23 protein-coding genes are annotated in these 25476 nt (G+C 71.1%); 20 read left to right on the top strand and 3 right to left on the bottom strand.

Annotated features, from left to right (window positions below; all coding sequences use genetic code 11):
* Nucleotides 1-8 precede the first annotated feature (8 nt).
* The 4 genes from ACP7TJ_RS18905 to ACP7TJ_RS18920 all read left to right on the top strand — a co-directional run bounded on the left by ACP7TJ_RS18905 (nucleotide 9) and on the right by ACP7TJ_RS18920 (nucleotide 3383).
* The gene (locus tag ACP7TJ_RS18905; RefSeq protein WP_427764067.1) at nucleotides 9-746 is read left to right on the top strand and encodes a prepilin peptidase; all 738 of its coding nucleotides are present in this window, start codon (nucleotides 9-11) and stop codon (nucleotides 744-746) included.
* A gap of 68 nt (nucleotides 747-814) precedes the next feature.
* Complete coding sequence (gene mqnC / locus ACP7TJ_RS18910) at nucleotides 815-2014, top strand: cyclic dehypoxanthinyl futalosine synthase (RefSeq protein ID WP_189911488.1); 1200 nt, start codon at nucleotides 815-817, stop codon at nucleotides 2012-2014.
* Between the two features lie 7 nt (nucleotides 2015-2021).
* The gene (locus tag ACP7TJ_RS18915; RefSeq protein WP_093765400.1) at nucleotides 2022-2621 is read left to right on the top strand and encodes an imidazolonepropionase-like domain-containing protein; all 600 of its coding nucleotides are present in this window, start codon (nucleotides 2022-2024) and stop codon (nucleotides 2619-2621) included.
* A 66-nt stretch (nucleotides 2622-2687) separates the two neighbouring features.
* The gene (locus tag ACP7TJ_RS18920) at nucleotides 2688-3383 is read left to right on the top strand and encodes a demethylmenaquinone methyltransferase (RefSeq protein ID WP_167745056.1); all 696 of its coding nucleotides are present in this window, start codon (nucleotides 2688-2690) and stop codon (nucleotides 3381-3383) included.
* Nucleotides 3384-3397: 14 nt separating this feature from the next.
* Here ACP7TJ_RS18920 and ACP7TJ_RS18925 read toward each other — a convergent pair whose 3' ends face one another.
* Both ACP7TJ_RS18925 and ACP7TJ_RS18930 read right to left on the bottom strand, forming a co-directional pair.
* A complete protein-coding gene (locus ACP7TJ_RS18925) occupies nucleotides 3398-3751 on the bottom strand; it encodes a PASTA domain-containing protein (protein ID WP_427764072.1) in 354 nt (117 codons plus the stop codon).
* A gap of 111 nt (nucleotides 3752-3862) precedes the next feature.
* Nucleotides 3863-4369 (bottom strand): GNAT family N-acetyltransferase, encoded by a 507-nt coding sequence (locus ACP7TJ_RS18930; protein WP_266548261.1) that lies wholly within the window; start codon nucleotides 4367-4369, stop codon nucleotides 3863-3865.
* A gap of 98 nt (nucleotides 4370-4467) precedes the next feature.
* On the opposite strand from ACP7TJ_RS18930, the gene ACP7TJ_RS18935 reads away from it, so the two are divergent.
* Together ACP7TJ_RS18935 and ACP7TJ_RS18940 are read left to right on the top strand one after the other, a co-directional pair.
* A complete protein-coding gene (locus ACP7TJ_RS18935; protein ID WP_093765403.1) occupies nucleotides 4468-5751 on the top strand; it encodes a geranylgeranyl reductase family protein in 1284 nt (427 codons plus the stop codon).
* A gap of 167 nt (nucleotides 5752-5918) precedes the next feature.
* On the top strand, nucleotides 5919-7598 hold the full coding sequence (locus ACP7TJ_RS18940) for a hypothetical protein (protein ID WP_427764077.1): 1680 nt from the start codon (nucleotides 5919-5921) through the stop codon (nucleotides 7596-7598).
* Nucleotides 7599-7870: 272 nt separating this feature from the next.
* Here the strand turns inward: ACP7TJ_RS18940 and ACP7TJ_RS18945 are convergent, their stop codons facing one another.
* The gene (locus ACP7TJ_RS18945; protein ID WP_093765404.1) at nucleotides 7871-8710 is read right to left on the bottom strand and encodes a C40 family peptidase; all 840 of its coding nucleotides are present in this window, start codon (nucleotides 8708-8710) and stop codon (nucleotides 7871-7873) included.
* Nucleotides 8711-9422: 712 nt separating this feature from the next.
* On the opposite strand from ACP7TJ_RS18945, the gene ACP7TJ_RS18950 reads away from it, so the two are divergent.
* The 14 genes from ACP7TJ_RS18950 to nuoN are packed head-to-tail and all read left to right on the top strand — an operon-like array spanning nucleotide 9423 to nucleotide 25460.
* On the top strand, nucleotides 9423-9782 hold the full coding sequence (locus ACP7TJ_RS18950; protein ID WP_003974383.1) for an NADH-quinone oxidoreductase subunit A: 360 nt from the start codon (nucleotides 9423-9425) through the stop codon (nucleotides 9780-9782).
* A 13-nt stretch (nucleotides 9783-9795) separates the two neighbouring features.
* Nucleotides 9796-10350 carry a NuoB/complex I 20 kDa subunit family protein gene (locus tag ACP7TJ_RS18955; protein ID WP_006133126.1) on the top strand — a complete coding sequence of 185 codons (555 nt, stop codon included), beginning with the start codon at nucleotides 9796-9798 and terminating at the stop codon, nucleotides 10348-10350.
* Entirely contained in the window at nucleotides 10347-11096 is a 750-nt protein-coding gene (locus ACP7TJ_RS18960) for an NADH-quinone oxidoreductase subunit C (RefSeq protein ID WP_093765405.1), read from the top strand. Before ACP7TJ_RS18955 ends, ACP7TJ_RS18960 begins: the two co-directional genes overlap by 4 nt.
* The gene (locus ACP7TJ_RS18965) at nucleotides 11093-12412 is read left to right on the top strand and encodes an NADH-quinone oxidoreductase subunit D (protein WP_093765406.1); all 1320 of its coding nucleotides are present in this window, start codon (nucleotides 11093-11095) and stop codon (nucleotides 12410-12412) included. The genes ACP7TJ_RS18960 and ACP7TJ_RS18965 overlap by 4 nt, the downstream gene beginning before the upstream one ends.
* Nucleotides 12409-13269 (top strand): NADH-quinone oxidoreductase subunit NuoE, encoded by an 861-nt coding sequence (gene nuoE, locus ACP7TJ_RS18970; RefSeq protein WP_093765407.1) that lies wholly within the window; start codon nucleotides 12409-12411, stop codon nucleotides 13267-13269. The genes ACP7TJ_RS18965 and nuoE overlap by 4 nt, the downstream gene beginning before the upstream one ends.
* Nucleotides 13269-14615: an NADH-quinone oxidoreductase subunit NuoF gene (nuoF, locus tag ACP7TJ_RS18975; protein WP_093765408.1), complete on the top strand. Its 1347-nt coding sequence runs from the start codon at nucleotides 13269-13271 to the stop codon at nucleotides 14613-14615. The genes nuoE and nuoF overlap by 1 nt, the downstream gene beginning before the upstream one ends.
* A complete protein-coding gene (locus tag ACP7TJ_RS18980; RefSeq protein ID WP_193458702.1) occupies nucleotides 14612-17116 on the top strand; it encodes an NADH-quinone oxidoreductase subunit G in 2505 nt (834 codons plus the stop codon). The genes nuoF and ACP7TJ_RS18980 overlap by 4 nt, the downstream gene beginning before the upstream one ends.
* Nucleotides 17113-18486, top strand: coding sequence for an NADH-quinone oxidoreductase subunit NuoH (gene nuoH, locus ACP7TJ_RS18985; RefSeq protein WP_228915364.1), 1374 nt, complete (start codon nucleotides 17113-17115; stop codon nucleotides 18484-18486). The genes ACP7TJ_RS18980 and nuoH overlap by 4 nt, the downstream gene beginning before the upstream one ends.
* Entirely contained in the window at nucleotides 18479-19120 is a 642-nt protein-coding gene (nuoI, locus tag ACP7TJ_RS18990) for an NADH-quinone oxidoreductase subunit NuoI (protein WP_427764086.1), read from the top strand. The genes nuoH and nuoI overlap by 8 nt, the downstream gene beginning before the upstream one ends.
* Complete coding sequence (locus ACP7TJ_RS18995) at nucleotides 19117-19959, top strand: NADH-quinone oxidoreductase subunit J (protein WP_093765411.1); 843 nt, start codon at nucleotides 19117-19119, stop codon at nucleotides 19957-19959. Before nuoI ends, ACP7TJ_RS18995 begins: the two co-directional genes overlap by 4 nt.
* Nucleotides 19956-20255: an NADH-quinone oxidoreductase subunit NuoK gene (nuoK, locus tag ACP7TJ_RS19000; protein ID WP_004927567.1), complete on the top strand. Its 300-nt coding sequence runs from the start codon at nucleotides 19956-19958 to the stop codon at nucleotides 20253-20255. Before ACP7TJ_RS18995 ends, nuoK begins: the two co-directional genes overlap by 4 nt.
* Before the next feature lie 14 nt (nucleotides 20256-20269).
* Nucleotides 20270-22234, top strand: coding sequence for an NADH-quinone oxidoreductase subunit L (nuoL, locus tag ACP7TJ_RS19005; RefSeq protein WP_167745052.1), 1965 nt, complete (start codon nucleotides 20270-20272; stop codon nucleotides 22232-22234).
* Nucleotides 22235-22239: 5 nt separating this feature from the next.
* Nucleotides 22240-23811, top strand: a complete 1572-nt coding sequence (locus tag ACP7TJ_RS19010; RefSeq protein WP_093765413.1) for an NADH-quinone oxidoreductase subunit M — start codon at nucleotides 22240-22242, stop codon at nucleotides 23809-23811.
* Nucleotides 23808-25460 (top strand): NADH-quinone oxidoreductase subunit NuoN, encoded by a 1653-nt coding sequence (nuoN, locus tag ACP7TJ_RS19015; protein ID WP_228915369.1) that lies wholly within the window; start codon nucleotides 23808-23810, stop codon nucleotides 25458-25460. Before ACP7TJ_RS19010 ends, nuoN begins: the two co-directional genes overlap by 4 nt.
* Nucleotides 25461-25476: the final 16 nt, after the last annotated feature.

The following is a 25476-nucleotide window of genomic DNA, read 5'->3' on the forward strand; positions in this document are numbered from 1 at the left end:
CGGACGGGATGACCGGCGGCCTGGAGTACGCGCTGATCGCCGTCGCCGCGCTGTGGGGCGCGGCGGCCGGCGCGCTGCTGCCCCGCGCCGCCCACCGGTTCGCCGTCCCGGCCGGGGAGGAGTGGCGCTCGGCGTGCCCGCAGGGACACCCGCTCGCGCGCTGGCTCGGCCCGGCCCGCTGCCGGGCGTGCGGAGGAACCCCGTACGGAACCGGCGCCGCCGTCCCCGTGACCGTCACCGCGCTGGTCTGCGCGACCCTCGCCGCCGCCACCGGGACCCGGCCGGAGCTGGCGGTGTGGCTGCTGCTGGCGCCCGTAGGCGTGCTGCTCGCCACCGTCGACGTCCGGGTGCAGCGGCTGCCCGACCCGCTCACCCTGCCCTTCGCCGGGACCGCCCTGGTGCTGCTGGGGCTGACGGCGCTGGTCCCCGAGCACGCGGGGGAGTGGACAGGCGCCCTGCTGGGCGCGCTCGCGCTCGGCGCCGGCTATTTCGTGCTGTTCCTGGTCAACCCGGCCGGGATGGGCTTCGGCGACGTGAAACTGGCGCTCGGCGCGGGCGCGGTCCTCGGCTGGTACGGCTGGCCCACCGTGCTGCTCGGCACGCTGGCCGGGTTCCTGTGCGGAGCGCTGTACGGCGGGGCGCTCGTCGTCGCCCGGAAGGCGGGCCGCTCGACGTCCATCCCGTTCGGTCCGTTCCTGATCGGCGGGGCCTTCGCGGGGCTGCTGATCGGCGCGTACACGGCCTGACGTCCGCGCGCGGAGACGGCTGACGTACGCTGATTCCGTCCGTCCACACCCCTGCGAAAGGGACACCGGTGACCGAGAAGGCCGACCTTCAGCCCGTCCTCGACCGTGCCGCCGCCGGTGGGCGGATCACCCCCGAAGAGGCCCTGGTCCTCTACCGCGACGCCCCGCTGCACGCCCTGGGCGCGGCCGCCGACGCGGCCCGCCGCCGCCGGTACGCGGGCACGGAGCACATCGCCACGTACATCATCGAGCGGAACATCAACTACACGAACGTGTGTGTCACGGCGTGCAGGTTCTGCGCGTTCTACGCGGCCCCCAAGGACACCGCCAAGGGCTGGACCCGCGACCTCGACGACATCCTGCGCCGCTGCGCGGAGACCGTGGAACTGGGCGGCACCCAGATCATGTTCCAGGGCGGCCACCACCCGGACTACGGCGTCGAGTACTACGAGAAGCACTTCGCGGCCATCAAGAAGGAGTTCCCGCAGCTCGTCATCCACAGCCTGGGGGCGAGCGAGGTCGAGCACATGGCGCGGATCTCGAAGGTGAGCGTCGAGGAGGCGATCACCCGGATCCACGCGGCGGGGCTCGACTCCTTCGCCGGCGCCGGCGCCGAACTGCTCCCGGAGCGCCCGCGCAAGGCGATCGCCCCGCTGAAGGAGTCCGGCGAGCGCTGGCTGGAGATCATGGAGATCGCCCACAACCTGGGCGTGGAGTCCACCTCCACCATGCTGATGGGCACCGGCGAGACCAACGCCGAGCGGATCGAGCACCTGCGGATGATCCGGGACGTGCAGGACCGCACGGGCGGCTTCCGCGCGTTCATCCCGTACACCTACCAGCCCGAGAACAACCACCTGAAGGGCCGCACCCAGGCCACGCTCTTCGAGTACCTGCGGATGATCGCCATCGCCCGCCTGTTCCTCGACAACGTGGCCCACATCCAGGGCTCGTGGCTGACCACCGGCAAGGAGGTCGGCCAGCTCTCCCTGCACTACGGCGCGGACGACCTCGGCTCGATCATGCTGGAGGAGAACGTCGTCTCCTCCGCCGGCGCCAGGCACCGCTCCAACCGGCTGGAGATCATCGACCTGATCCGCAAGGCGGGCCGGGTCCCGGCGCAGCGCTCCACGACGTACGAGCACCTGGTGGTGCACGACGACCCGGCGAACGACCCGGTCGACGACCGCGTGGTCTCGCACATCTCGTCCACCGCCATCGAGGGCGGCACGGCCCACCCGGAGCTGAAGCTCCTTCCCGCCAACTGACCTGCCCGTGCTGACCCTTCACGTCGCCGAGGCCTCGCCCGAGTCCGCCGTCCTGGTCGAGGGCGCGCGGATCGCCGCCGTCGGCCCGTACGAGGAGCTGGCCGCCGCGCACCCGGACGCCCGGCTGCGCCGGTGGCCCGGCATCCTGACGCCCGGACTGCTCAACCCGTACGGCCCGGAACTGCTGGAGCAGGCCTACCACCCCGACCCGCGCGAGGCGGACCGGCTCGGCACCGAGCCGCTGTTCGGGCTGCGGGCGCGGGCGCTCCTCGCCTCCGCGCCCTCCGCGCGGGGCGCCAGCGCGCGCCGCGGGGTGCAGCGTCTGCTGGCCCACGGGACGGTCGCCGTGGCCGGTGAGATCCGTGGCCGCGAGGCCCTGGACGCCGTCCGCAGGGCCGGGCTCGCCCTCGCGGGCCGCCCGCCCGCGCTGCCCGGACCTCCGGCGCTGTCCCCGGTGCCGCTCGTGCTGCTGCCGGCCCTCGGTCCCGGGAGCCCCGCGCGGTTCGCGGTGTTCGACGTGCCCGACCGTGACGCCCTGGTCCGGCAGGGCGCGTCCACCTGCGTGGCCACCGTGGTCGGCGGGCGTCTGGTCCACCGGCGGCGCTGACCCGGCGTACGCCCGTGCCGGTACGCCGCCGCGGGCCGGCCGGGGCGCGGCTGCAAGAATGGGCCCGTGACCCGCGCATCCCTGGACAAGCAGCCGCACGAAGTCGCCTCGATGTTCGACGACGTCGCGGAACGGTACGACCTGACCAACGACGTGCTGTCCCTCGGACAGGACCGGCGCTGGCGCAAGGAGGTCGCGAAGGCGGTCGACGCGCGGCCCGCGCAGAAGGTCCTGGACCTGGCGGCCGGCACCGGCACCTCCTCCCTGCCCTTCGCCCGCACCGGCGCCTACGTCGTGCCCTGCGACTTCTCGCAGGGCATGCTGCGGGTCGGCAAGCGGGCCAACGCCTGGCTGCCGTACACGGCAGGCGACGCGACCCGGCTGCCGTTCAAGGACGACGTGTTCGACGCCGTCACCATCTCCTTCGGCCTGCGCAACGTGCAGGACACCGACGCGGCGCTGCGCGAGATGCACCGGGTGACCCGGCCCGGCGGACGCATCGTCATCTGCGAGTTCTCGCACCCGACATGGACGCCGTTCCGCACCGTCTACACCGAGTACCTGATGCGCGCGCTGCCGCCGGTCGCCCGCGCGGTGTCGTCCAGCCCGGACGCGTACGTCTACCTCGCCGAGTCCATCCGCGCCTGGCCCGACCAGCCCGCGCTGGCCGAGCGGCTGAAGGGCGCCGGCTGGTCCAGGGTGGCCTGGCGCAACCTCACCGGCGGCGTGGTGGCACTGCACCGGGGCTTCAAGGAGAGCTGAGCGCCGCCACGGCCTCAATGAGAGCCGAGCGCCACCAGGGGCGCCGCGGCGCCCGGTTCCTCCAGCTCGCGCCGCAGCCCGCCCGGCGGCGGCAGCGGACCGCGCGGCTCGCGCACCCCTCCACCGCCTTCGCCCTCGCCGAAGTCCAGCCACACGTGCACCACGGAGTGGCGGGGCACGGGCGTGCCGGGCTGCGGGTACTGGCGGACCACGTAGTCCACGACGGCGTGCGGGAAGTCCGGCCGGCCGGGCGCGTCGAGGGACAGGCCTCTCGCGCGGGCCGACTCGCGCGCGTCGACGGCCATCAGCCCGACCAGGCGCGGCACGCGCACGTCGCCGCCCCCGTGTCCCTCGGGTGTCATACGCATGGACGTCACCCCCAGCGGTACCGGAAGGGTAGGCCGGGGGCGCGTCCGACGGAAGCACTGCGTGATGGTTCGTGACAAAAAGTCACGCAGAGTAGCCGCGGGTGGGGTCCGTCAGAGGTCGAGGCGGTAGACGTGGGCCTCGGCCTTCGAGACGGGCGTCGTAAACGTCTGAGCGAGCCGCATGGCCAGCCGCCGGGTCACCGCGATCGAGCGGGCGTTGTGGGCCTTCACCACCGCCACGACGCTCGTCGGGCCCGCCGCGCGCACCCGGTCCAGCGTCTCCAGGGCCGCCGCCGTGACATAGCCCTTGCCCCAGTGCTCGCGGGCGAGCCGCCAGCCGATCTCGATCTCCCCCGTGGGGCCCCACTCGCGCTCCCAGGGCTGGGCGCCGGTGAAGCCGATGACCTGCCCGTTCTCGTCGAGGACGCTCCACAGGCAGAAGCCCAGCTCGGCGTCGTGCCGCCGCTGGCGGGCGGTGAGCTCCTCGTAGACCGACAGCTCCGCGGGCCGGCCGCCGTGGAACTCCATGACGTCGGGGTGGGCGAAGATGCGGTGCCAGGTGACGGCGTCCTCGTCGGTGGGAACCCGCAGCCGTACAGCGGGGAGTGCTCGGTTCACGGGGCAGCCCTTCAGCCGGGTGATCACGTCCGCTGAATAGACTGCCTGTGTCCAGTGCCGGTCGGCACGAAGATTTCGAACTCTGGGGAGATCCCGCCGTGACCGAGCCCCTCTCCGACAACACCGCAGATGTGATCGTCGTGGGCGCGGGGCCAGCCGGCTCCACCACCGCCTACCACCTGGCCCGGTCCGGCCTCGACGTGCTCCTGCTGGAGAAGACCGAGTTCCCGCGCGAGAAGGTGTGCGGCGACGGCCTCACCCCGCGCGCCGTGAAGCAGCTGGTGTCGATGGGCATCGACATCTCCGAGGAGGCCGGCTGGCTGCGCAACAAGGGCCTGCGCATCATCGGCGGCGGCGTCCGCCTCCAGCTCGACTGGCCGGATCTCGCCTCCTTCCCCGATTACGGACTCGTGCGCAAGCGCGACGACTTCGACGAGCAGCTCGCCCGGCAGGCGCAGAAGGCGGGCGCCCGGCTGTACGAGCGGTGCAACGTGGGCGCGCCGGTCGTCGACGACCGCACCGGCCGCATCACGGGCGTGAAGGCCAAGCTCGGCGAGGACAAGCGGGAGGTCACCTTCCACGCCCCGCTGGTGGTGGCCGCCGACGGCAACTCCACCCGGCTGTCCCTGGCGATGGGCCTGCACCGGCGCGAGGACCGCCCGATGGGCGTCGCCGTGCGCACGTACTTCACCTCGCCCCGCCACGACGACGACTACCTGGAGTCCTGGCTGGAGCTGTGGGACCGGCGCGGCGCGCAGGACCGGCTGCTGCCCGGCTACGGCTGGATCTTCGGCATGGGCGACGGCACGTCCAACGTCGGCCTGGGCGTGCTCAACACCTCCGACTCCTTCAAGGAGCTGGACTGGCGCGAGGTCCTCAAGGCCTGGTGCGCGTCCATGCCGGAGGACTGGGGCTACACCCCGGACAACATGACAGGACCGATCCGCGGCGCCGCGCTCCCCATGGCCTTCAACCGCCAGCCGCACTACACGCGCGGTCTGCTGCTCGTCGGCGACGCGGGCGGTCTGGTGAACCCGTTCAACGGCGAGGGCATCGCCTACGCGATGGAGTCCGGGCAGCTCGCCGCCGACGTGATCGTCCAGGCGCACGCGCGGTCCACCCCGGCCCAGCGGGAGATCGCCCTCCAGCGCTACCCGCGGGTCCTCAAGGACACCTACGGCGGCTACTACACGCTCGGCCGCGCCTTCGTGAAGCTGATCGGCAACCCGAAGGTCATGCAGATCGCCGCCCAGCGCGGCCTGACGCACCCGATGTTGATGAAGTTCACGCTGAAGCTCCTCGCCAACCTGACCGACCCCACGGGCGGCGACGCGATGGACCGCATCATCAACGGCCTGAGCAAGGTGGCCCCGAAGGCCTGAACGGCCGGGCGCGTGACCGGAGTCGGCGGGCATGTCCGGCATCTCCGGGCGCGGTGTCCGATCGTGACCGTCGCGTGACGCATCCGTGAACAACTGATCGACTCCGGGCGGTGTCGAACGGGACGTGACCCAGCCGGGCACGTCCCGTTCGACGAAAGAGCCTTTTCATGACACAGCAGGCGAGACGGCTGCGCGCGCGGCTCGCGGCGCTGGGAGCGGTGGGCGCCACGGCGCTGGCCGCGGCCGGGGTCCAGGGCGCGGCCCACGCGGCCGACGCACCCCTCCCGGTGGTGATCACGGGCGAGGACCGGGTGGACCTGTCCCTCCACTCGGACAACGGTGACCCCACGGAGCCGCAGGTCGACCTCCGGCTCGACGTCCCGGGCGAGGAGTTCGAGGGCGACGGCGAGGTTCCGGCGGTGTACCGCGGGGAGTACACGATCCGCATCGACGCCCGCGGGCTGAAGGGCGTCGCGAAGGCCGACCTGCCCTGCGACGCCGACGGCCTGGTCGCGGTCTGTTCGGGCTACGACCTGTACGCGGGCACGACGTACAACCGGCTCGGCGGCATCCGGCTCGACCTCACCGACGACAGCGAGGCCGGCGACACCGGCAGCATCGTCGTCACCGGCGAGGGCGAGGGCCTCGAGTTCACGCCCCTCACCGTCGACGTGCGCGTCGGCGGCCCCGAGCTGCTGAACCGCGCGCTCACCCTGCCGAAGGACCTGAAGGCCGGCGAGACCTTCGAGCCGCCGCTGGGCGTGATGAACGTGGGCGGCGTGCCGTCCGAGGGCGCGGTGCTGCGGCTGTACGGCTCGCGCGGGCTGTCCTTCCCGGACGACTTCGGCAACTGCTCCTCGACCGTGGTGGACACCGGACCGCTGCTGCGGCAGCACACCGAGGTGCTCTGCGCCTTCCCCGACACCCTCGAGGCGGGAGCGGCGTACACCCTGGCCGGCCCGGTGCGGGTGAAGACCGCGGACTTCGCGCTGCACGACATCTTCTCCTCCTCGTTCCGGCCCCTGGAGCCGGGCGAGGAGAAGACGCTGCACGAGGGGCGCCGGCAGGGCAGCGGACCGGACCTGACGCTGGAGCGGGCCGGGGACGCCGACCCGGCGCAGTACACCAAGTACGCCGAGCTGGACCTGCCCACGACCAACACCTACGACCTGGAGCTCACCGGCGCCTCCGCGTCCGGCGCGGCCGGGGACACCGTCACGGCGGAGATCGGGTTCGCCAACAACGGGCCGGCCTGGATCAGCGCGCTGCGCTCCGGCGGGGAGCCGTTCTCCTTCACGGTGGTCGCGCCCGAGGGATCGACCGTCACCTCGGCGCCCGAGAAGTGCCGGACCATCACCGTCGACGGCAGCGTGCCGGGCTACCGCTGCTCGGTGGCGACGCCGCTGCTCGAGGACGCCCGGCTCACCTTCCCGTTCGAGCTGCGCGTCGACGAGGTCGTGGAGGGCGCCAGGGGCCGGGTGGCGATGCCCGAGTGGGACAACCCCTTCGACTCCGACCCGTCGAACGACGTCGCGTGGATCGTGCTGAACGCCCCCGGCGAGCCCGGCGACGACGGCACGGGCGGCTCCGACGGCGGCCCGTCGGACGGCCCGTCGGCGCCCGGCGCCGGTGACGGGGACGGCTCCGGCGACGGGACCGGCACGGACGACGCCGACTCCGCCTCCGGCGGCGGTGCGGGCGACGACGCCGACGGCGGTCTGGCGCTCACCGGCGCCCAGGGCGTGGGCCTGCTCGGCGGCGCGGCGGTGCTCGCGCTGGGGCTCGGCGCGGCCGTCGTGGTGTACCAGCGCCGTCGCGCCGGCCGCGACGGAGAGGCAGCCGTCTGACGCGCGCGTCGCTGTGACGCCCCTGTGGGGGCCGGAGCCCGCCTCGGCGGACCCTCCGGCCCCCTCGTGGTTCCGAAGCCCCGTGAGGGCCTGTCACGGGGCGCGGCGAGCGGCACGGTGACTGCTCGCCTGCCGTCAACGCACGCCGACAGGGGTGCAATTCGGGCAATACGGTGATCTTGCCCTGGTTTGGCGGCCTCATGGCCGGCCGGACGACACGGAGGGCCGCCGCCTCGGTGAGGCAGCGGCCCTTCGGTCCGTGGAGACGTGGGTCAGAGCACGCGGACGGCGCCCGACGCCGGGTAGCCGGAGAGGTCCTGGATGACGACGCCCTTCGAGGGGTTGGCGGCGTCCAGGTACTGGCCGTTCCCGATGTAGACGCCCACGTGGTACGCGGAGCCCTTGCCGCCCCAGTACAGGATGTCGCCGGGCTGGATCTGCGACAGCGGGATGTCGGTGCCCACCATCGACTGGTCCTGGGAGACGCGCGGCAGGTCCACACCGACCTGCTTGAACGCGGCCTGCACCAGGCTGGAGCAGTCCCAGGCGTTGGGGCCGGTGGCGCCCATGACGTAGGCGTCGCCCACCTGCGCCTGGAGGAAGGCGAGGACGGTCGCGACGCTGCCGCCGGCCGGCGCGGAGACGGTCGCGGTCGCGGTCGCGGTCTCCGTGGTGAGCGCGGGGCGCTCGGCGTCGCGCGCCGCGCGCTCGGCGGCCGCCTGACGGGCCTCCTCGGCCGCCTTCTTCCTCGCCTCGGCCTTCTTCTTGGCCTCGGCCAGGTCCGCCTTGGCCTGCTTCGCGGCCTCGGCGGCCGCTGCGTCACGCTCGGCCTGCAGCTGGTAGTTCGCGGCCGCCTGCTGGGTGGCGTCCGCGGACTCGGCGACCTGGGCGGCCAGGTCGGCCGTCAGGGTGGGCAGTTCGAGGGTCTGCGTCACCGGCTCGGCCGCGTTGGCCGCGCTGGACGCCCCGGCCACTGCCAGGGTGCTGAGGACGCCACCGGCAACTCCGGCCCGCATGGCGATCGTGGAGGTCGCGGTGCGGCGGGGCTTCCGGTGGCTGCGTATGTGAGCGGTGTGGGACATGGGAACAACCGGTACCAGGGGCTGCTTCATATCTTCAAGAAACGTGTGCTGCGCCACAGTTGTTCAATCGGGGGCCCAAATTCCCCGCACGTCCCTCTCCATTGACGCCACAACGGACATTGCGGGCGGCCGTGACCGGGCCGTGATCACGCACTTTCATCGTTACGCCCGAATTGCTCCTCGCTTACCACCGGTTGGGATGGTTGGCCAAGCCCCGCTCCTGAGGGCCCCTCAGGAATGTGACGGACGTCACGGAACGGCAGGGGTCGCCAGGGCGTCCGTCGGCCACCCCGGACTTCGTGAACGCGTGCACACGTCCACATCGCGCCTCGCGACCCCCCTGACGTGTGAACGGGGCCTCTATCAAGACAACCCGTCCAGCGCCAATTTGCATGCAGAGGAATCGTCTTGATATGGAGACGCCTCCTCCGGGACCCCTCTGAGCTGGGCCGACGGATCAAGATGTCACCTTTGGTGATCACGTGGATGCTTGACGTGTGAAGATCACCGCTCATCCGACTTCATGATCGTTCGTCAGGTGGTGGAGATCACAAAGCTTGTGCAATACCCCGTGTCGCAGATCACAGACCCACAGGCATAAGATGCGGAGCGGTTGGGCTTGTGACCTGCTTCACATGTTCTCGATCTTCGCCGGGGCGGGCGTGGTTCGTGGGGCTGGTGAGGCGACGGGCCCGCTGCACAACCGCCAGCAGTCAGTGCCGACTGAGAGGAGCGAGGAGCGGTGAACGCGTATGCGCCCATCCTCGTACTGGGAGCCCTCGGGGCAGGCTTTGCGATCTTCTCCGTGGTCATGGCCACGCTGATCGGTCCGAAGCGGTACAACCGGGCGAAGCTCGAGGCCTACGAGTGCGGCATCGAGCCGACCCCCACGCCGGCCGGCGGCGGGCGCTTCCCCATCAAGTACTACCTGACGGCGATGCTCTTCATCATCTTCGATATCGAGATCGTCTTCCTCTACCCCTGGGCCGTCACCTTCGACGCCCTGGGGATTTTCGGGCTCGTGGAGATGCTGCTCTTCGTGCTCACCGTCTTCGTCGCGTACGCGTACGTATGGCGGCGCGGCGGCCTGGAATGGGACTGAGGGGCCATAAGTCATGGGACTCGAAGAAAAGCTGCCGAGCGGATTCCTGCTGACCACCGTCGAGCAGGCCGCGGGCTGGGTGCGCAAGTCGTCCGTCTTCCCCGCCACGTTCGGCCTCGCCTGCTGTGCCATCGAGATGATGACCACCGGCGCGGGCCGCTACGACCTGGCGCGCTTCGGCATGGAGGTCTTCCGCGGCTCGCCGCGGCAGGCGGACCTCATGATCGTCGCCGGGCGGGTCAGCCAGAAGATGGCGCCGGTGCTCCGGCAGGTCTACGACCAGATGCCGAACCCCAAGTGGGTGATCTCCATGGGGGTCTGCGCCTCCTCGGGCGGCATGTTCAACAACTACGCGATCGTCCAGGGCGTCGACCACGTCGTCCCGGTCGACATCTACCTCCCCGGCTGTCCGCCCCGCCCCGAGATGCTGATGGACGCGATCCTCAAGCTCCACCAGAAGATCCAGAGCTCCAAGCTCGGCGTGAACGCCGAGGAGGCGGCCCGCGAGGCGGAGGAGGCGGCGCTCAAGGCCCTGCCCACGATCGAGATGAAGGGGCTGCTGCGATGAGCGACGCGAACAACACCGCGGGTGACGGCGTGAACCCCGAGAAGGAGCTCTCCGCCGAGAACCTCCCCGGCCAGCGCGGACAGGGCGGCGAGGAGATCCGCGTCCAGCGCGGCATGTTCGGCGCCGACAGCGGCGGCGACACCTCCGGTTACGGCGGCCTGGTCCGCTCGGTCCGGCTCCCGGGACCGGCGGCCCGCCCGTACGGCGGCTGGTTCGACGAGGTCGCCGACGAACTGGAGGGCGCGCTGGAGGAGCAGGACCTGCTCCCGGAGAACGCCATCGAGAAGACGGTCGTCGACCGCGGTGAGATCACCTTCCACATCGAGCGCGAGCACCTCGTGCGGGTGGCGAGGACGCTGCGCGACGACCCCGCGCTGCGGTTCGAACTGTGCACCGGCGTCAGCGGGGTGCACTACCCGGGCGACAAGGGGCGCGAGCTGCACGCCGTCTACCACCTGCGCTCGATCACCCACAACCGGGTGATCCGCCTGGAGGTCAGCGTGCCGGACAGCGACCCGCACATCCCGTCGCTGTTCTCCGTCTATCCGACGAACGACTGGCACGAGCGCGAGACGTACGACTTCTTCGGCATCGTCTTCGACGGTCACCCGGCCCTGACGCGGATCATGATGCCGGACGACTGGCAGGGCCATCCGCAGCGCAAGGACTATCCCCTCGGCGGCATCCCCGTCGAGTACAAGGGCGCCCAGATCCCGGCTCCGGACCAGCGGAGGTCGTACTCGTGAGCACGCACGCCAACCCTCGCGAGACCACCGAGGGAACCGTCTACACCGTCACCGGCGGCGACTGGGACGAGGTCGTCGAGACCGCGGCCCGGACCGACGACGAGCGCATCGTCGTCAACATGGGACCGCAGCACCCGTCCACCCACGGGGTGCTCCGCCTGATCCTGGAGATCGACGGCGAGACGGTCACCGAGGCCCGCTGCGGCATCGGCTACCTCCACACCGGCATCGAGAAGAACCTCGAGTACCGGACGTGGACCCAGGGCACCACGTTCGTGACGCGCATGGACTACCTGACGCCGTTCTTCAACGAGACGGCGTACTGCCTCGCGGTCGAGAAGCTGCTCGGCATCGAGGACGAGGTCCCGGACCGCGCCTCGGTCATCCGGGTGCTCCTGATGGAGCTGAACCGGCTCTCCTCCCACCTGGTGTGCATCGCCACCGGCGGCATGGAGCTCGGCGCCACCACGATCATGATCTACGGATTCCGTGACCGTGAGCTGATCCTCGACATCTACGAACTGATCACCGGTCTGCGGATGAACCACGCGTACATCCGCCCCGGCGGACTCGCCCAGGACCTGCCGCCCGGCGCGGTCGACCAGATCCGCGAGTTCGTCAAGAAGATGCGGAAGAACCTCCCCGAGTACGACAAGCTCGCCACCGGGAACCCCATCTTCAAGGCCCGCATGCAGGACGTCGGCTACCTCGACCTGGCCGGCTGCATGGCCCTCGGCGCGACCGGCCCGATCCTGCGCTCCACCGGCCTGCCGCACGACCTGCGCAAGGCCCAGCCGTACTGCGGCTACGAGACGTACGACTTCGACGTCCCGACCGCCGACACCTGCGACTCCTACGGCCGGTTCCTGATCCGGCTGGAGGAGATGCGCCAGTCGCTGCGCATCGTCGAGCAGTGCCTGGACCGGCTGGAGCCCGGCCCGGTCATGGTCGCCGACAAGAAGATCGCCTGGCCCGCCCAGCTCGCCCTGGGACCCGACGGACTGGGCAACTCCCTCGACCACATCAAGCAGATCATGGGCACCTCCATGGAGGCCCTGATCCACCACTTCAAGCTGGTCACCGAGGGTTTCCGCGTCCCGCCGGGCCAGGCCTACGCGGCCGTCGAGTCGCCCAAGGGCGAGCTCGGGGTGCACGTCGTCTCCGACGGCGGCACCCGCCCCTACCGGGTCCACTTCCGCGACCCGTCCTTCACCAACCTTCAGGCCATGGCGGCGATGTGCGAGGGCGGCCAGGTCGCCGACGTCATCGTCGCCGTCGCGTCCATCGACCCCGTGATGGGAGGCGTCGACCGGTGACCACCTCTTCTTCCGAGCGGGGCGTCAGCCTGGGCATGCCGGAACTGCCCGCGCCGGACTACCCGGACGACGTCCGGGCCCGGCTGGAGACCGACGCGCGGGCGATCGTCGCGCGCTACCCGGACTCCCGGTCCGCCCTCCTGCCGCTGCTGCACCTGGTGCAGTCGGAGGAGGGCCATGTCACGCGCACCGGCATGCGGTTCTGCGCCGAGACGCTCGGCCTGACCACGGCCGAGGTGACCGCGGTCGCCACCTTCTACACCATGTACCGGCGCCGCCCGAGCGGCGACTACCAGGTCGGGGTGTGCACCAACACCCTGTGCGCGGTGATGGGCGGCGACGCGATCTTCGAGGAGCTCCAGGAGCACCTGGGCGTCGGCAACGGCGAGACCACCGCCGACGGCAAGGTCACCCTGGAGCACATCGAGTGCAACGCGGCCTGCGACTACGCGCCCGTCGTGATGGTCAACTGGGAGTTCTTCGACAACCAGACCCCCGAGAGCGCCAAGCGGATGGTCGACGACCTGCGCGCCGGCCGCCCGGTCGCGCCCACCCGCGGCGCGCCGCTGTGCACGTTCAAGGAGACCGCGCGGATCCTGGCCGGCTTCCCCGACGAGCGCGAGGGGGCCGTCGAGGCGACCGGCAGCGCGGGCCCCGCCTCCCTGATCGGCCTGAAGCTGGCCAAGGGCGAGGCCGCTCCCGCGCGCGTGGTGCACCCGCGCGGCGAGGCGCCGCAGGACGCCCCGCCGCACGAGCCGTCCCCCGCCGAGCACCTCAGCTCGCACGACGCGCCGCAGGACACGGCGGCCTCCGACCCGTCCCACCCGTCCGGACCCGTCGCCGAGGAGGGGGAGTGATGACCTTGGCACCCGAACTGAAGGACACCAGCCCGGAGAAGCTGCTCGCGCCGGTGCTGTCGGCCTTCTGGGACGAGGAGAAGTCCTGGACGCTCGACGTCTACCGCCGGCACGACGGCTACGAGGGCCTGCGCAAGGCGCTCGCGATGTCGCCCGACGACGTCATCGCGTACGTCAAGGACTCCGGGCTGCGCGGACGCGGCGGCGCCGGCTTCCCGACGGGCATGAAGTGGCAGTTCATCCCGCAGGGCGACGGCAAGCCGCACTACCTCGTCGTCAACGCCGACGAGTCGGAGCCCGGGACCTGCAAGGACATCCCGCTGCTCTTCGCCAACCCGCACAGCCTGATCGAGGGCATCGTCATCGCCTGCTACGCCATCAGGTCGTCGCACGCGTTCATCTACCTGCGCGGCGAGGTCGTCCCCGTGCTGCGCAGGCTGCACGCGGCCGTGCGCGAGGCGTACGAGGCCGGGCTCCTCGGCAAGAACATCCTCGGCAGCGGACTCGACCTCGAACTCACCGTGCACGCGGGCGCGGGCGCGTACATCTGCGGTGAGGAGACCGCGCTGCTCGACTCCCTCGAGGGCCGTCGCGGCCAGCCCAGGCTGCGTCCTCCCTTCCCCGCCGTCGCGGGCCTCTACGCCTGCCCCACGGTGGTGAACAACGTCGAGTCCATCGCCTCGGTTCCCGCCATCATGAACCGGGGCAAGGAGTGGTTCCGCTCGATGGGCAGCGAGAAGTCCCCGGGCTTCACGCTCTACTCCCTCAGCGGCCATGTGGCGAGCCCCGGCCAGTACGAGGCGCCCCTCGGCATCACCCTGCGCCAGCTGCTCGACATGAGCGGCGGGATGCGGCCCGGCCATCGGCTGAAGTTCTGGACGCCGGGCGGCTCCTCGACGCCGATGTTCACCGACGAGCACCTCGACGTCCCCCTCGACTACGAAGGGGTCGGCGCCGCGGGCTCCATGCTCGGCACCAAGGCGCTGCAGTGCTTCGACGAGACCACCTGCGTGGTCCGCGCCGTCACCCGCTGGACCGAGTTCTACGCCCACGAGTCCTGCGGCAAGTGCACCCCCTGCCGCGAGGGCACGTACTGGCTCGTCCAGCTGATGCGGGACATCGAGGCCGGCAAGGGACAGATGTCCGACCTCGACAAGCTGAACGACATCGCCGACAACATCAACGGCAAGGCCTTCTGCGCCCTCGGCGACGGCGCCGCCTCGCCGATCTTCTCCTCGCTCAAGTACTTCCGCGAGGAGTACGAGCAGCACATCACGGACCGTCGCTGCCCCTTCGACCCGGCCGCGTCGACGGTCTGGGCCGACCGTACGGAGGTGCACGCATGACTGTGACCACCAACGCTCCCTCAGGAGGGGGAGAGGCGGCGGTCCCGCCCGAGGACCTCGTCACGCTGACGATCGACGGCGCCGAGATCAGCGTGCCCAAGGGCACCCTGGTCATCCGGGCCGCCGAGCAGCTCGGCATCGAGATCCCCCGGTTCTGCGACCACCCGCTGCTCGCGCCGGCCGGCGCCTGCCGCCAGTGCATCGTGGAGGTCGAGGGCCAGCGCAAGCCCATGGCGTCCTGCACCATCACCTGCACCGACGGAATGGTGGTGAAGACGCAGCTCTCCTCGCCGGTCGCGGAGAAGGCCCAGAAGGGCGTGATGGAGCTGCTGCTCATCAACCACCCGCTGGACTGCCCGGTCTGCGACAAGGGCGGCGAGTGCCCGCTGCAGAACCAGGCGATGTCGCACGGCAACGCCGAGTCCCGCTTCGACGGCAAGAAGCGCACCTACGAGAAGCCCGTCGCGATCTCCACCCAGGTGCTGCTGGACCGCGAGCGGTGCGTGCTGTGCGCCCGCTGCACCCGCTTCTCCAACCAGATCGCGGGCGACCCGATGATCGAGATGGTCGAGCGGGGCGCGCTCCAGCAGATCGGCACCGGCGAGGGCGACCCGTTCGAGTCGTACTTCTCCGGCAACACCATCCAGATCTGCCCGGTCGGCGCGCTCACCTCGGCCGCCTACCGGTTCCGCTCCCGCCCGTTCGACCTGATCTCCTCGCCGTCGGTGTGCGAGCACTGCTCGGGCGGCTGCGCCACCCGCACCGACCACCGGCGCGGCAAGGTCATGCGGCGGCTCGCCGCCGACGACCCCGAGGTCAACGAGGAGTGGATCTGCGACAAGGGCCGCTTCGCGTTCCGGTACGCGCAGCAGCGGGACCGGCTCGACACCCCGCTGGTGCGCAACCCGGAGGGCGAGCTGGAGCCGGCGTCGTGGCCGGACGCGCTGCAGATCGCGGCGCAGGGCCTGCTGGCCTCGCGGGGCCGCACCGGTGTGCTGACCGGCGGCCGGCTGACCGTCGAGGACGCCTACGCGTACAGCAAGTTCGCGCGGGTCGCGCTCGCCACCAACGACATCGACTTCCGTGCGCGCGTGCACAGCACGGAGGAGTCCGACTTCCTCGCCGCGCGCGTCGCGGGACGCGGCGTCGACCTGGACGGCACCGGCGTCACCTACCGGGCGCTGGAGAAGGCCCCGGCGGTCCTGTTGGTCGGCTTCGAGTCCGAGGAGGAGGCGCCCGGCGTCTTCCTGCGGCTGCGCAAGGCCTGGCGCGCCCACGGCCAGCGCACCTTCGCGCTGGCCACGCACGCCACCCGGGGGCTGACCAAGGCCGGCGGCACGCTGCTGCCGGCGGCCCCGGGCACCGAGACCGAGTGGCTGGACGCGCTGGCGAGCGGCGTCGGCCTGGAGGGCGACGGGGCCGCGGCCGCCGAGGCGCTGCGCTCCGAGGGCGCGGTGGTCGTCGTCGGCGAGCGGCTGGCCGCCGTACGGGGCGGGCTCACCGCGGCCGTGCGGTTCGCCACCGCGACCGGCTCCCGGCTGGTGTGGATCCCGCGCCGGGCCGGGGAGCGGGGCGCGATCGAGGCGGGTGCGCTGCCGTCGCTGCTGCCGGGCGGCCGCCCGGCGACCGACCCGCGCGCCCGGGAGGAGGTGGCCGCCCTCTGGGGCGTCGCCGAACTCCCGCACCGTTACGGCCGGGACACCGCGCAGATCGTCGAGGCCGCCGCCCGCGGCGACCTCCAGGCGCTGCTGGTGGCGGGCGTGGAGGTCGCCGACCTGCCCGACCCGGCCCGCGCCCGGGCCGCGCTCGCCGAGGCCGGGTTCGTGGTCTCCCTGGAGCTGCGGCCCGGCGAGGTCACCGAGCTCGCCGACGTGGTCCTGCCGGTCGCCGCGGTCGCCGAGAAGGCCGGCACCTTCCTCAACTGGGAAGGCAGGGTGCGGCTGTTCGAGGCGGCGCTCAAGCCCGACCAGATGACCCGGCGGGTGGCGCCCACCGACGCGCGCGTGCTGCAGATGCTCGCCGACGCGATGGACGTGCACCTGGGCCTGCCGGACCTGCGCACGATCCGCTCGGAGATCGACCGGCTCGGACCGTGGGACGGCCCGCGCGCCGCCGACCCGGTGGAGACCGCGGGCGCCCTGCCCCGGCCGGCCGCCGGCGAGGCCGTGCTGGCCGGTCACCGGCTCCTGCTGGACCTCGGCCTGCTGCAGCAGGGCGACGAGGCGCTGGCCGGCACCCGGCACGCCGCGCTCGCCCGGCTCTCGGCCGCCACGGCCGCCGAGGTCGGCGTGAAGGACGGCGACACGCTCGCGGTGACCGGCCCCGCCGGGACGCTCGAACTGCCGCTGTCCGTCACCGAGATGCCCGACCGGGTGGTCTGGCTCCCGCTGAACTCCACGGACGGCGGGGTGGCCTCCGGCACCGGGGCGCTCCCCGGCTCCCTCGTCCGCATCGGCCCGGCGACCCTCGCCGGCGAGGCTCCCCAGGAGGTGGAGGCATGAGCCCGTACCTCGCCGCTGAAGACCTCTCGATGTTCGGCCGCGATCCCTGGTGGCTGATCGTCGTCAAGGCGGTGTTCTGCTTCGCCTTCCTGATGGTGACCGTGCTGCTCTCCATCGTCATGGAGCGCAAGGTCGTCGCCTGGATGCAGCTGCGCATCGGCCCCAACCGGCACGGCCCCTGGGGCATGCTCCAGTCGCTCGCCGACGGCGTGAAGCTGATGCTGAAGGAGGACGTCGTCGTCAAGCGCGCGGACAAGGCGGTCTACGTCCTCGCGCCGATCGTGGCGGCCATCCCGGCCTTCATGGCGTTCGCCGTGATCCCCTTCGGGCCGGCCGGCAACGAGATCTCGATCTTCGGCCAGCGCACCACGATGCAGCTCACCGACCTGCCGATCGCGGCGCTCTACATTCTCGCGGTCGCCTCGGTCGGCATCTACGGCATCGTCCTGGCGGGCTGGAGCTCCGGCTCCACCTACCCGCTGCTGGGCGGCCTGCGCTCCTGCGCCCAGATGATCTCGTACGAGATCGCCATGGGCGCCGCGTTCGCCTCCGTCTTCCTCTACTCGGGGTCGATGTCCACGTCGACGATCGTCGAGGCGCAGGCCGACCGCTGGTACGTGCTGCTGCTGCCGGTGTCGTTCCTCATCTACATCGTGACGATGGTCGGCGAGACCAACCGCGCCCCGTTCGACATGCCGGAGTCCGAGGGCGACCTGGTCGGCGGCTTCAACACCGAGTACTCGTCGATCAAGTTCGCGATGTTCATGCTCGCCGAGTACATCAACATGGTGACCGTCTCGGCGGTCGCGGTGACCCTCTTCCTGGGCGGCTGGCGGGCCCCCTGGCCGGTCAGCACCTTCTGGGAGGGCGCCAACCACGGCTGGTGGCCGATGCTCTGGTTCACCGGCAAGCTGCTCACCCTGCTGTTCTGCTTCGTCTGGCTGCGCGGCACGCTCCCGCGCGTCCGCTACGACCAGCTGATGAAGCTCGGCTGGAAGGTCCTCATCCCGGTCTCCCTGGTGTGGCTGATGGCGGTCGCCACGGTCCGGGCGCTGCGCAACGAGAACTACGAGTTCGCCGACATCGCGCTCTACATCGCCGGCGGCGTGCTCGTCCTGCTGCTCCTCTCCTTCGTCGCCGACATGTTCCGCGGCCGGGGCGAGGAGACCGCACAGCCCGCGGACCAGCCTCCGTTCGACCCGATGGCGGGCGGGTTCCCCGTGCCGCCGCTGCCCGGGCAGGAGCTGCCCCCGGTGCCGCGGCGCCGCCCGCGTCACGAGCGGGAGCTCGTTGTCAGTGGCGGACCCGATACTCACAGTGACGAATCCCAGGGCGGATCTACGGATGGAAAGGAGGCGTCCGATGGCTGAGGAACCGAAGGACACCAAGCCCGGTTTCCTGAACCCGGTGGCCGGCTTCGGCGTGACCTTCAAGGCCATGTTCAAGAAGCGGCTCACCGAGCAGTACCCGGAGCAGCAGAAGACCACGGCCCCGCGCTTCCACGGACGGCACCAGCTCAACCGCCATCCGGACGGCCTGGAGAAGTGCGTCGGCTGCGAGCTGTGCGCCTGGGCCTGTCCCGCCGACGCGATCTACGTCGAGGGCGCGGACAACACGGACGAGGAGCGCTACTCGCCCGGCGAGCGGTACGGCCGCGTCTACCAGATCAACTACGCCCGCTGCATCCTGTGCGGCCTGTGCATCGAGGCGTGCCCGACGCGCGCGCTGACGATGACCAACGAGTTCGAACTGGCCGACTCCAGCCGGGCGAACCTCATCTACACCAAGGAGCAGCTGCTCGCCGGCCTGGACGAGGGCATGGTCGAGGCCCCGCACGCCATGTATCCGGGCACGGACGAACAGGACTACTACCGCGGTCTGGTGACCGAGGCGACGCCCGGCACGGAGCGTCAGGTCGCCCACTCCAAGGGTGAGGTGGTCCAGGAGGCCGAGTCCACGTTCGGCCCGGAGGAGCCGGCCTCGGAGAAGGTGATCGGGCGATGACCGAACAGCTCGCCGCGTATGCGACCTCCACCGGCGAGGCCGTGCAGTTCTGGATCCTCGGCACCGTCGCCGTGATCGGCGCCCTGTGCACCGTCTTCATGCGGCGGGCCGTGCACAGCGCGCTCTGCCTCGCCGGCACGATGATCGTCCTCGCCGTGTTCTACCTGGCGAACGGCGCCTACTTCCTGGGCGTCGTGCAGATCGTCGTCTACACCGGCGCGATCATGATGCTGTTCCTGTTCGTGGTGATGCTCGTCGGCGTCACGGCCGCGGACTCCTTGAAGGAGACCATCAAGGGCCAGCGCTGGCTGGCCCTGCTGTGCGGGCTGGGCTTCGGCATCCTGCTGGTCGGCGGCATCGGCAACGCCTCGCTGAGCGAGTTCAGCGGCGTCGGCGAGGCCAACGCCGGGGGGAACGTCCAGGGCCTCGCCTCCCTGATGTTCACCCGCTACGTCTTCGCCTTCGAGATCACCGGCGCGCTGCTCATCACGGCGGCCGTCGGCGCCATGGTGCTCACCCACCGCGAGCGCACCGAGCGGGCCAAGACCCAGCGCGAACTGGCCGAGCAGCGCGTCCGCGAGGGCAGGTACCTGCCGCCGCTGCCCGCGCCCGGCGTCTACGCCCGGCACAACGCGGTCGACATCGCGGGCCTGCTGCCCGACGGCACCCCGTCGGACCTCACCGTCAGCAAGACGCTGCGGGACCGCGGCCAGGTCCGTGACGTGTCGCGGGAGGCGATCAACGACCTGCGGGCGATGGAGCAGCGCGCGGAGGAGCGCCTGGAGCGCCGCGCGATCGAGCCGCCGGTCTTCAAGCGGGCCGAGGAGGCGTCGAAGTGAATCCCGTCAACTACCTGTACCTGGCGGCGCTGCTGTTCACCATCGGCGCCACCGGTGTGCTGATCCGGCGCAACGCGATCGTGGTGTTCATGTGCGTCGAGCTGATGCTCAACGCGTGCAACCTGGCGTTCGTCGCCTTCTCCCGCATGCACGGCAACCTCGACGGCCAGATCATCGCGTTCTTCACGATGGTCGTCGCCGCCGCGGAGGTCGTGGTGGGGCTGGCGATCATCGTGTCCCTGTTCCGTTCCCGCCACTCGGCCTCGGTCGACGACGCCAGCCTGATGAAGCTGTGAGGGGCTGCTGAATCGTGGAGAACCTGATTGCGCTGCTGGTGGCGGCGCCTCTGCTCGGAGCGGTGGTCCTGCTGTGCGGCGGACGCCGGCTGGACGCCGTCGGCCACTGGATCGGCACGGCCCTGGCCGCCGTCTCCTTCGCGCTCGGCCTGGTGCTCTTCACCGACCTGCTGGGCAAGGGCGCCGAGGACCGCACGGTCGTGCAGCACCTGTTCAGCTGGATCCCGGTGGAGGGCTTCCAGGCGGACGTCGCCTTCCGGCTCGACCAGCTCTCGATGACGTTCGTGCTGCTGATCACCGGCGTCGGCTCGCTGATCCACCTCTACTCCGTCGGGTACATGGAGCACGACGAGCGGCGCCGCCGCTTCTTCGGCTACCTGAACCTCTTCCTCGCGGCGATGCTGATCCTGGTCCTCGCCGACAACTACCTGCTGCTGTACGTCGGCTGGGAGGGCGTCGGTCTCGCCTCCTACCTGCTGATCGGCTTCTGGCAGCACAAGCCCAGCGCGGCCACGGCCGCGAAGAAGGCCTTCCTGGTCAACCGCGTCGGTGACATGGGCCTGTCCATCGCGATCATGCTGATGTTCCTGTGGTTCGGCACCTTCGCCTTCGGGCCGGTGCTCGGCGGCCACGGGGAGGCCGGTCTCGCCGGTGACGCGGGCGAGGGCAAGCTGACCGCGATCGCCCTGATGCTGCTGCTCGCCGCGTGCGGCAAGTCCGCCCAGGTGCCGCTGCAGTCCTGGCTCGGGGACGCGATGGAGGGCCCGACCCCGGTGTCGGCCCTCATCCACGCCGCGACCATGGTGACCGCGGGCGTGTACCTGATCGTCCGGTCCGCGGCCGTCTTCAACGGCGCCCCGGACGCGCAACTGGTCGTCACCGTCGTCGGCGCGGTCACGCTGCTGTTCGGTGCGATCGTCGGTTGCGCCAAGGACGACATCAAGAAGGCGCTGGCCGGCTCGACCATGTCGCAGATCGGCTACATGGTGCTGGCCGCGGGCCTCGGCCCGATCGGCTACGTCTTCGCGATCATGCACCTGGTGACGCACGGCTTCTTCAAGGCCGGTCTGTTCCTCGGCGCCGGTTCGGTCATGCACGGCATGAACGACGAGGTCGACATGCGCCGTTACGGCGGCCTCAGGAAGTACATGCCGGTCACGTTCGTCACCTTCGGGCTCGGCTACCTCGCGATCATCGGCTTCCCCGGCCTGTCCGGCTTCTTCTCCAAGGACAAGATCATCGAGGCGGCGTTCGCCAAGGGCGGCACCGAGGGCTGGGTCCTCGGCGCCTGCGCCCTGCTGGGCGCGGCCATCACCGCCTACTACATGACGCGCGTGATGCTGATGACCTTCTTCGGCGAGGAGCGCTGGCGCAACGCGCCGACACCGTCCCCGGCCTCCCCGGACGTGGAGCCGGCCGCGCAGACCGGCGGCGCCTACGAGCCGCCGCACCCGCACGAGTCGCCGAAGGTCATGACGGTCCCGATGATCCTGCTGGCCGTCGGGTCGGTGTTCGGCGGCGCGTTCTTCAGCATCGGCGACCGCTTCATCCACTGGCTGGAGCCGGTCACCGGGCACGCCCACGGACACCCGCCGGTCAGCGCGCTGACGGTGACGCTGTCCACGGTCGCGGTGATGGTGATCGGCGTGGCGGTCGCCTGGGCGCAGTACGGACGGCGCCCCGTGCCGGCCGTCGCCCCGCGCGGTTCGCTGCTCACCCGGGCCGCCCGCCGCGACCTGTACCAGGACGACTTCAACCATGTGGTCCTGGTCCGCGGCGGCGAGCACCTCACGCGCTCGCTGGTGTACGTCGACCACACCCTGGTCGACGGGGTCGTCAACGGCACGGCCGCCTCCGTGGGCGGTCTGTCCGGGCGGATGCGCAGGCTGCAGAACGGCTTCGCGCGGTCCTACGCGGTCTCGATGTTCGGCGGCGCGGCGGTCCTCGCCGCCGCGACCCTGCTGATGAGGGCGGTCTGATACCGATGTCCTTTCCTCTTCTGACAGCGACGGCGGCGCTCCCGGCCATCGGGGCGATCGCCACGGCCGCCGTACCGGCCGCGCGGCGCACGGCGGCCAAGTGGCTGGCCCTGCTGTTCTCGCTGGCCACACTCGCCCTGGCGATCACCGTCCTGGTCCGCTTCGACCCGGACGGCGACCGCTACCAGCTCACCGAGTCCCACTCCTGGATCGCCGACTTCGGCGTCCGCTACGAACTGGGCGTCGACGGCATCGCGGTGGCGCTGATCGCGCTGACCGCGCTGCTGATCCCGTTCATCGTGCTGGCGGGCTGGCACGACGCCGACCCGCTGGAGACGGGCAGCAGGCGGTGGCGGCCGACGCAGGGCTTCTTCGCCCTGATCCTGGCCGTCGAGGCGATGGTGATCATCTCCTTCGAGGCCACCGACGTCTTCCTCTTCTACATCTTCTTCGAGGCCATGCTCATCCCGATGTACTTCCTCATCGGAGGCTTCGGGGACCGTGCGCACGAGCACGGCGAGGAGAAGGCGGCGACCCAGCGGTCGTACGCGGCGGTGAAGTTCCTCCTCTACAACCTGGCCGGCGGTCTGATCATGCTGGCCGCGGTGATCGGGCTGTACGTGGTCGCGGGGAACTTCTCCCTCACCGAGATCGCGCAGGCCCGCGCCAACGGCGAGCTGGAGATGGCGACCAGCACCGAACGCTGGCTGTTCCTCGGCTTCTTCTTCGCCTTCGCGGTGAAGGCGCCGCTGTGGCCGCTGCACACCTGGCTGCCCAACGCCATGCAGGAGTCCACCGCCCCGGTCGCCGTGCTGATCACGGCGGTGGTCGACAAGGTGGGCACCTTCGCGATGCTCCGCTTCTGCCTCCAGCTCTTCCCGGAGGCCAGCACATGGGCGACGCCGGTGATCATGGTGCTGGCGGTGATCAGCATCATCTACGGCGCGCTGCTCGCCGTCGGCCAGCGCGACATCAAGCGGCTGATCGCCTACGCCTCGATCTCGCACTTCGGCTTCATCGTGATGGGCATCTTCGCGATGACCAGCCAGGGCCAGTCTGGGGCGACGCTCTACATGGTCAACCACGGCATCTCGACCGCCGTGCTGATGCTGATCGCCGGGTTCCTGATCTCCCGGCGCGGCTCGCGGCTCATCGCCGACTTCGGCGGTGTGCAGAAGGTCGCGCCGGTGCTCGCCGGAACCTTCCTGATCGGCGGCCTCGCCACCCTCTCGCTGCCGGGCCTCGCGCCCTTCGTCAGTGAGTTCCTGGTCCTGGTCGGCACGTTCACGCGCTACCCGGTGATCGGGATCATCGCCACCTTCGGCATCGTGCTCGCCGCGCTCTACACCCTCGTCCTGTACCAGCGGACGATGACCGGTCCGGTGAAGCCCGAGGTCGCCGCGATGCCCGACCTGCGGGTGCGGGAGATCGCGGTGGTGGCGCCGCTGGTCGTGCTGCTGGTGTTCCTGGGCGTCTACCCCAAGCCCGTGACGGACGTCGTGAACCCGGCGGTGAAGCAGACCTTGTCCGACGTACAGAAGAAGGACCCCCAGCCCGAGGTGGAGGCGGCCAAGTGAGCGCATCAGCAGCCGTCCACAGCCTGTGGACAACCGCGGCCGATCCGATCGCCAAGATCGACGCACCCAAGATCGAGTACGGGCAGCTCGCGCCCACGCTGATCGTCGTCGGCGCGGCGCTCGTCGGGGTGCTGGTCGAGGCGTTCGTGCCGCGCAAGTCCCGTTACTACGCGCAGATGTTCGTCTCCGCGGTCGCACTGGTCGCCGCGTTCGCCGCGGTCGTGGCGCTCGCCGCGGACGGGTACGCCACCACCAAGGCGGGCATCGCCGCCATGGGCGCGATCGCCGTCGACGGACCGGCGCTCTTCCTCCAGGGCACGATCCTGCTGACGGCGCTGGTGGGCCTGTTCACCTTCGCCGAGCGCCGGCTCGACCCGGAGGCGCACGGCAACCGCGTCGACTCCTTCGCCGCGCAGGCCGCGGCCGTCCCCGGCAGCGACAGCGAGAAGCGGGCCGTCAAGGCCGGGTTCACCACCACCGAGGTGTTCCCGCTGCTGCTCTTCGCGGTCGCGGGCATGCTGGTCTTCCCGGCGGCCAACGACCTGCTGACGCTGTTCGTGGCCCTGGAGGTCCTCTCCCTCCCGCTGTACCTGCTGTGCGCGCTGGCCCGGCGCAAGCGGCTGATGTCGCAGGAGGCGGCGGTCAAGTACTTCCTGCTCGGCGCGTTCGCCTCCGCGTTCACGCTGTTCGGCATCGCCCTGCTCTACGGCTACGCGGGCTCCATGTCGTACGCGACGATCGCGCAGGTCGTCGACGGCACGGTGCCGGAGGTCACCCCGGCGCTCGCCGACACCATGGGCAACGACGCGCTGCTGCTGATCGGCGCCGCGCTGCTGGTGATGGGCCTGCTGTTCAAGGTCGGCGCGGTGCCCTTCCACATGTGGACGCCCGACGTCTACCAGGGCGCGCCCACCCCGGTCACCGGGTTCATGGCGGCGGCCACCAAGGTCGCGGCCTTCGGCGCCCTGCTGCGCCTGCTGTACGTGGTGCTGCCGGGCCTGCGCTGGGACTGGCGGCCGGTCATGTGGGGCGTCGCCATCGTCACCATGCTGGCCGGCGCGATCGTGGCGATCACCCAGACCGACATCAAGCGCCTGCTGGCGTACTCGTCGATCGCGCACGCGGGCTTCATCCTCGCGGGTGTCATCGCGGCCACGCCGTCGGGCATCTCGTCGGTGCTGTTCTACCTGGCGGCCTACTCCTTCGTGACGATCGGCGCCTTCGCCGTCGTCACGCTGGTGCGGGACGCGGGCGGCGAGGCGACCCACCTGTCCCGCTGGGCGGGTCTGGGCCGACGCTCCCCGCTGGTCGCCGCGGTGTTCGCGGTGTTCCTGCTGGCCTTCGCGGGCATCCCGCTGACCTCCGGCTTCGCCGGGAAGTTCGCCGTGTTCAAGGCGGCGGCGGAGGGCGGGGCGATCCCGCTGGTCGTGGTGGGTGTGATCTCGTCGGCGGTCGCGGCGTTCTTCTACATCCGCGTCATCGTGCTGATGTTCTTCAGCGAGCCGCGCCCGGAGGGCCCGACCGTCGCGGTGCCGTCGCCGCTGACGATGACGGCGATCGCGGTCGGCGTGGCGGTCACGGTGGTGCTCGGTGTGGCGCCGCAGTACTTCCTGGACCTGGCCGGGGATGCGGGGGTGTTCGTCCGCTGACGCACCCCGCCGGACG

Origin of the sequence: Streptomyces sp. DSM 41931 (assembly GCF_050271085.1) — a bacterium.
GTDB classification, from domain to species: Bacteria; Actinomycetota; Actinomycetes; order Streptomycetales; family Streptomycetaceae; genus Streptomyces; species Streptomyces albogriseolus.

Excerpts from the sequence above, each read along its gene's own strand:
- ACP7TJ_RS19010 (WP_093765413.1), top strand. The coding sequence starts at position 22,240 with ATGTCCTTTCCTCTTCTGACAGCGACGGCGGCGCTCCCGGCCATCGGG.
- ACP7TJ_RS18960 (WP_093765405.1), top strand. The coding sequence starts at position 10,347 with ATGAGCGACGCGAACAACACCGCGGGTGACGGCGTGAACCCCGAGAAG.
- ACP7TJ_RS18940 (WP_427764077.1), top strand. The coding sequence starts at position 5,919 with ATGACACAGCAGGCGAGACGGCTGCGCGCGCGGCTCGCGGCGCTGGGA.
- ACP7TJ_RS18945 (WP_093765404.1), bottom strand. The coding sequence starts at position 8,710 with ATGAAGCAGCCCCTGGTACCGGTTGTTCCCATGTCCCACACCGCTCAC.
- ACP7TJ_RS18995 (WP_093765411.1), top strand. The coding sequence starts at position 19,117 with ATGACCGAACAGCTCGCCGCGTATGCGACCTCCACCGGCGAGGCCGTG.
- ACP7TJ_RS18955 (WP_006133126.1), top strand. The coding sequence starts at position 9,796 with ATGGGACTCGAAGAAAAGCTGCCGAGCGGATTCCTGCTGACCACCGTC.
- nuoF (WP_093765408.1), top strand. The coding sequence starts at position 13,269 with ATGACCTTGGCACCCGAACTGAAGGACACCAGCCCGGAGAAGCTGCTC.
- nuoI (WP_427764086.1), top strand. The coding sequence starts at position 18,479 with ATGGCTGAGGAACCGAAGGACACCAAGCCCGGTTTCCTGAACCCGGTG.
- nuoH (WP_228915364.1), top strand. The coding sequence starts at position 17,113 with ATGAGCCCGTACCTCGCCGCTGAAGACCTCTCGATGTTCGGCCGCGAT.
- ACP7TJ_RS18925 (WP_427764072.1), bottom strand. The coding sequence starts at position 3,751 with ATGCGTATGACACCCGAGGGACACGGGGGCGGCGACGTGCGCGTGCCG.
- ACP7TJ_RS18980 (WP_193458702.1), top strand. The coding sequence starts at position 14,612 with ATGACTGTGACCACCAACGCTCCCTCAGGAGGGGGAGAGGCGGCGGTC.
- ACP7TJ_RS18905 (WP_427764067.1), top strand. The coding sequence starts at position 9 with ATGACCGGCGGCCTGGAGTACGCGCTGATCGCCGTCGCCGCGCTGTGG.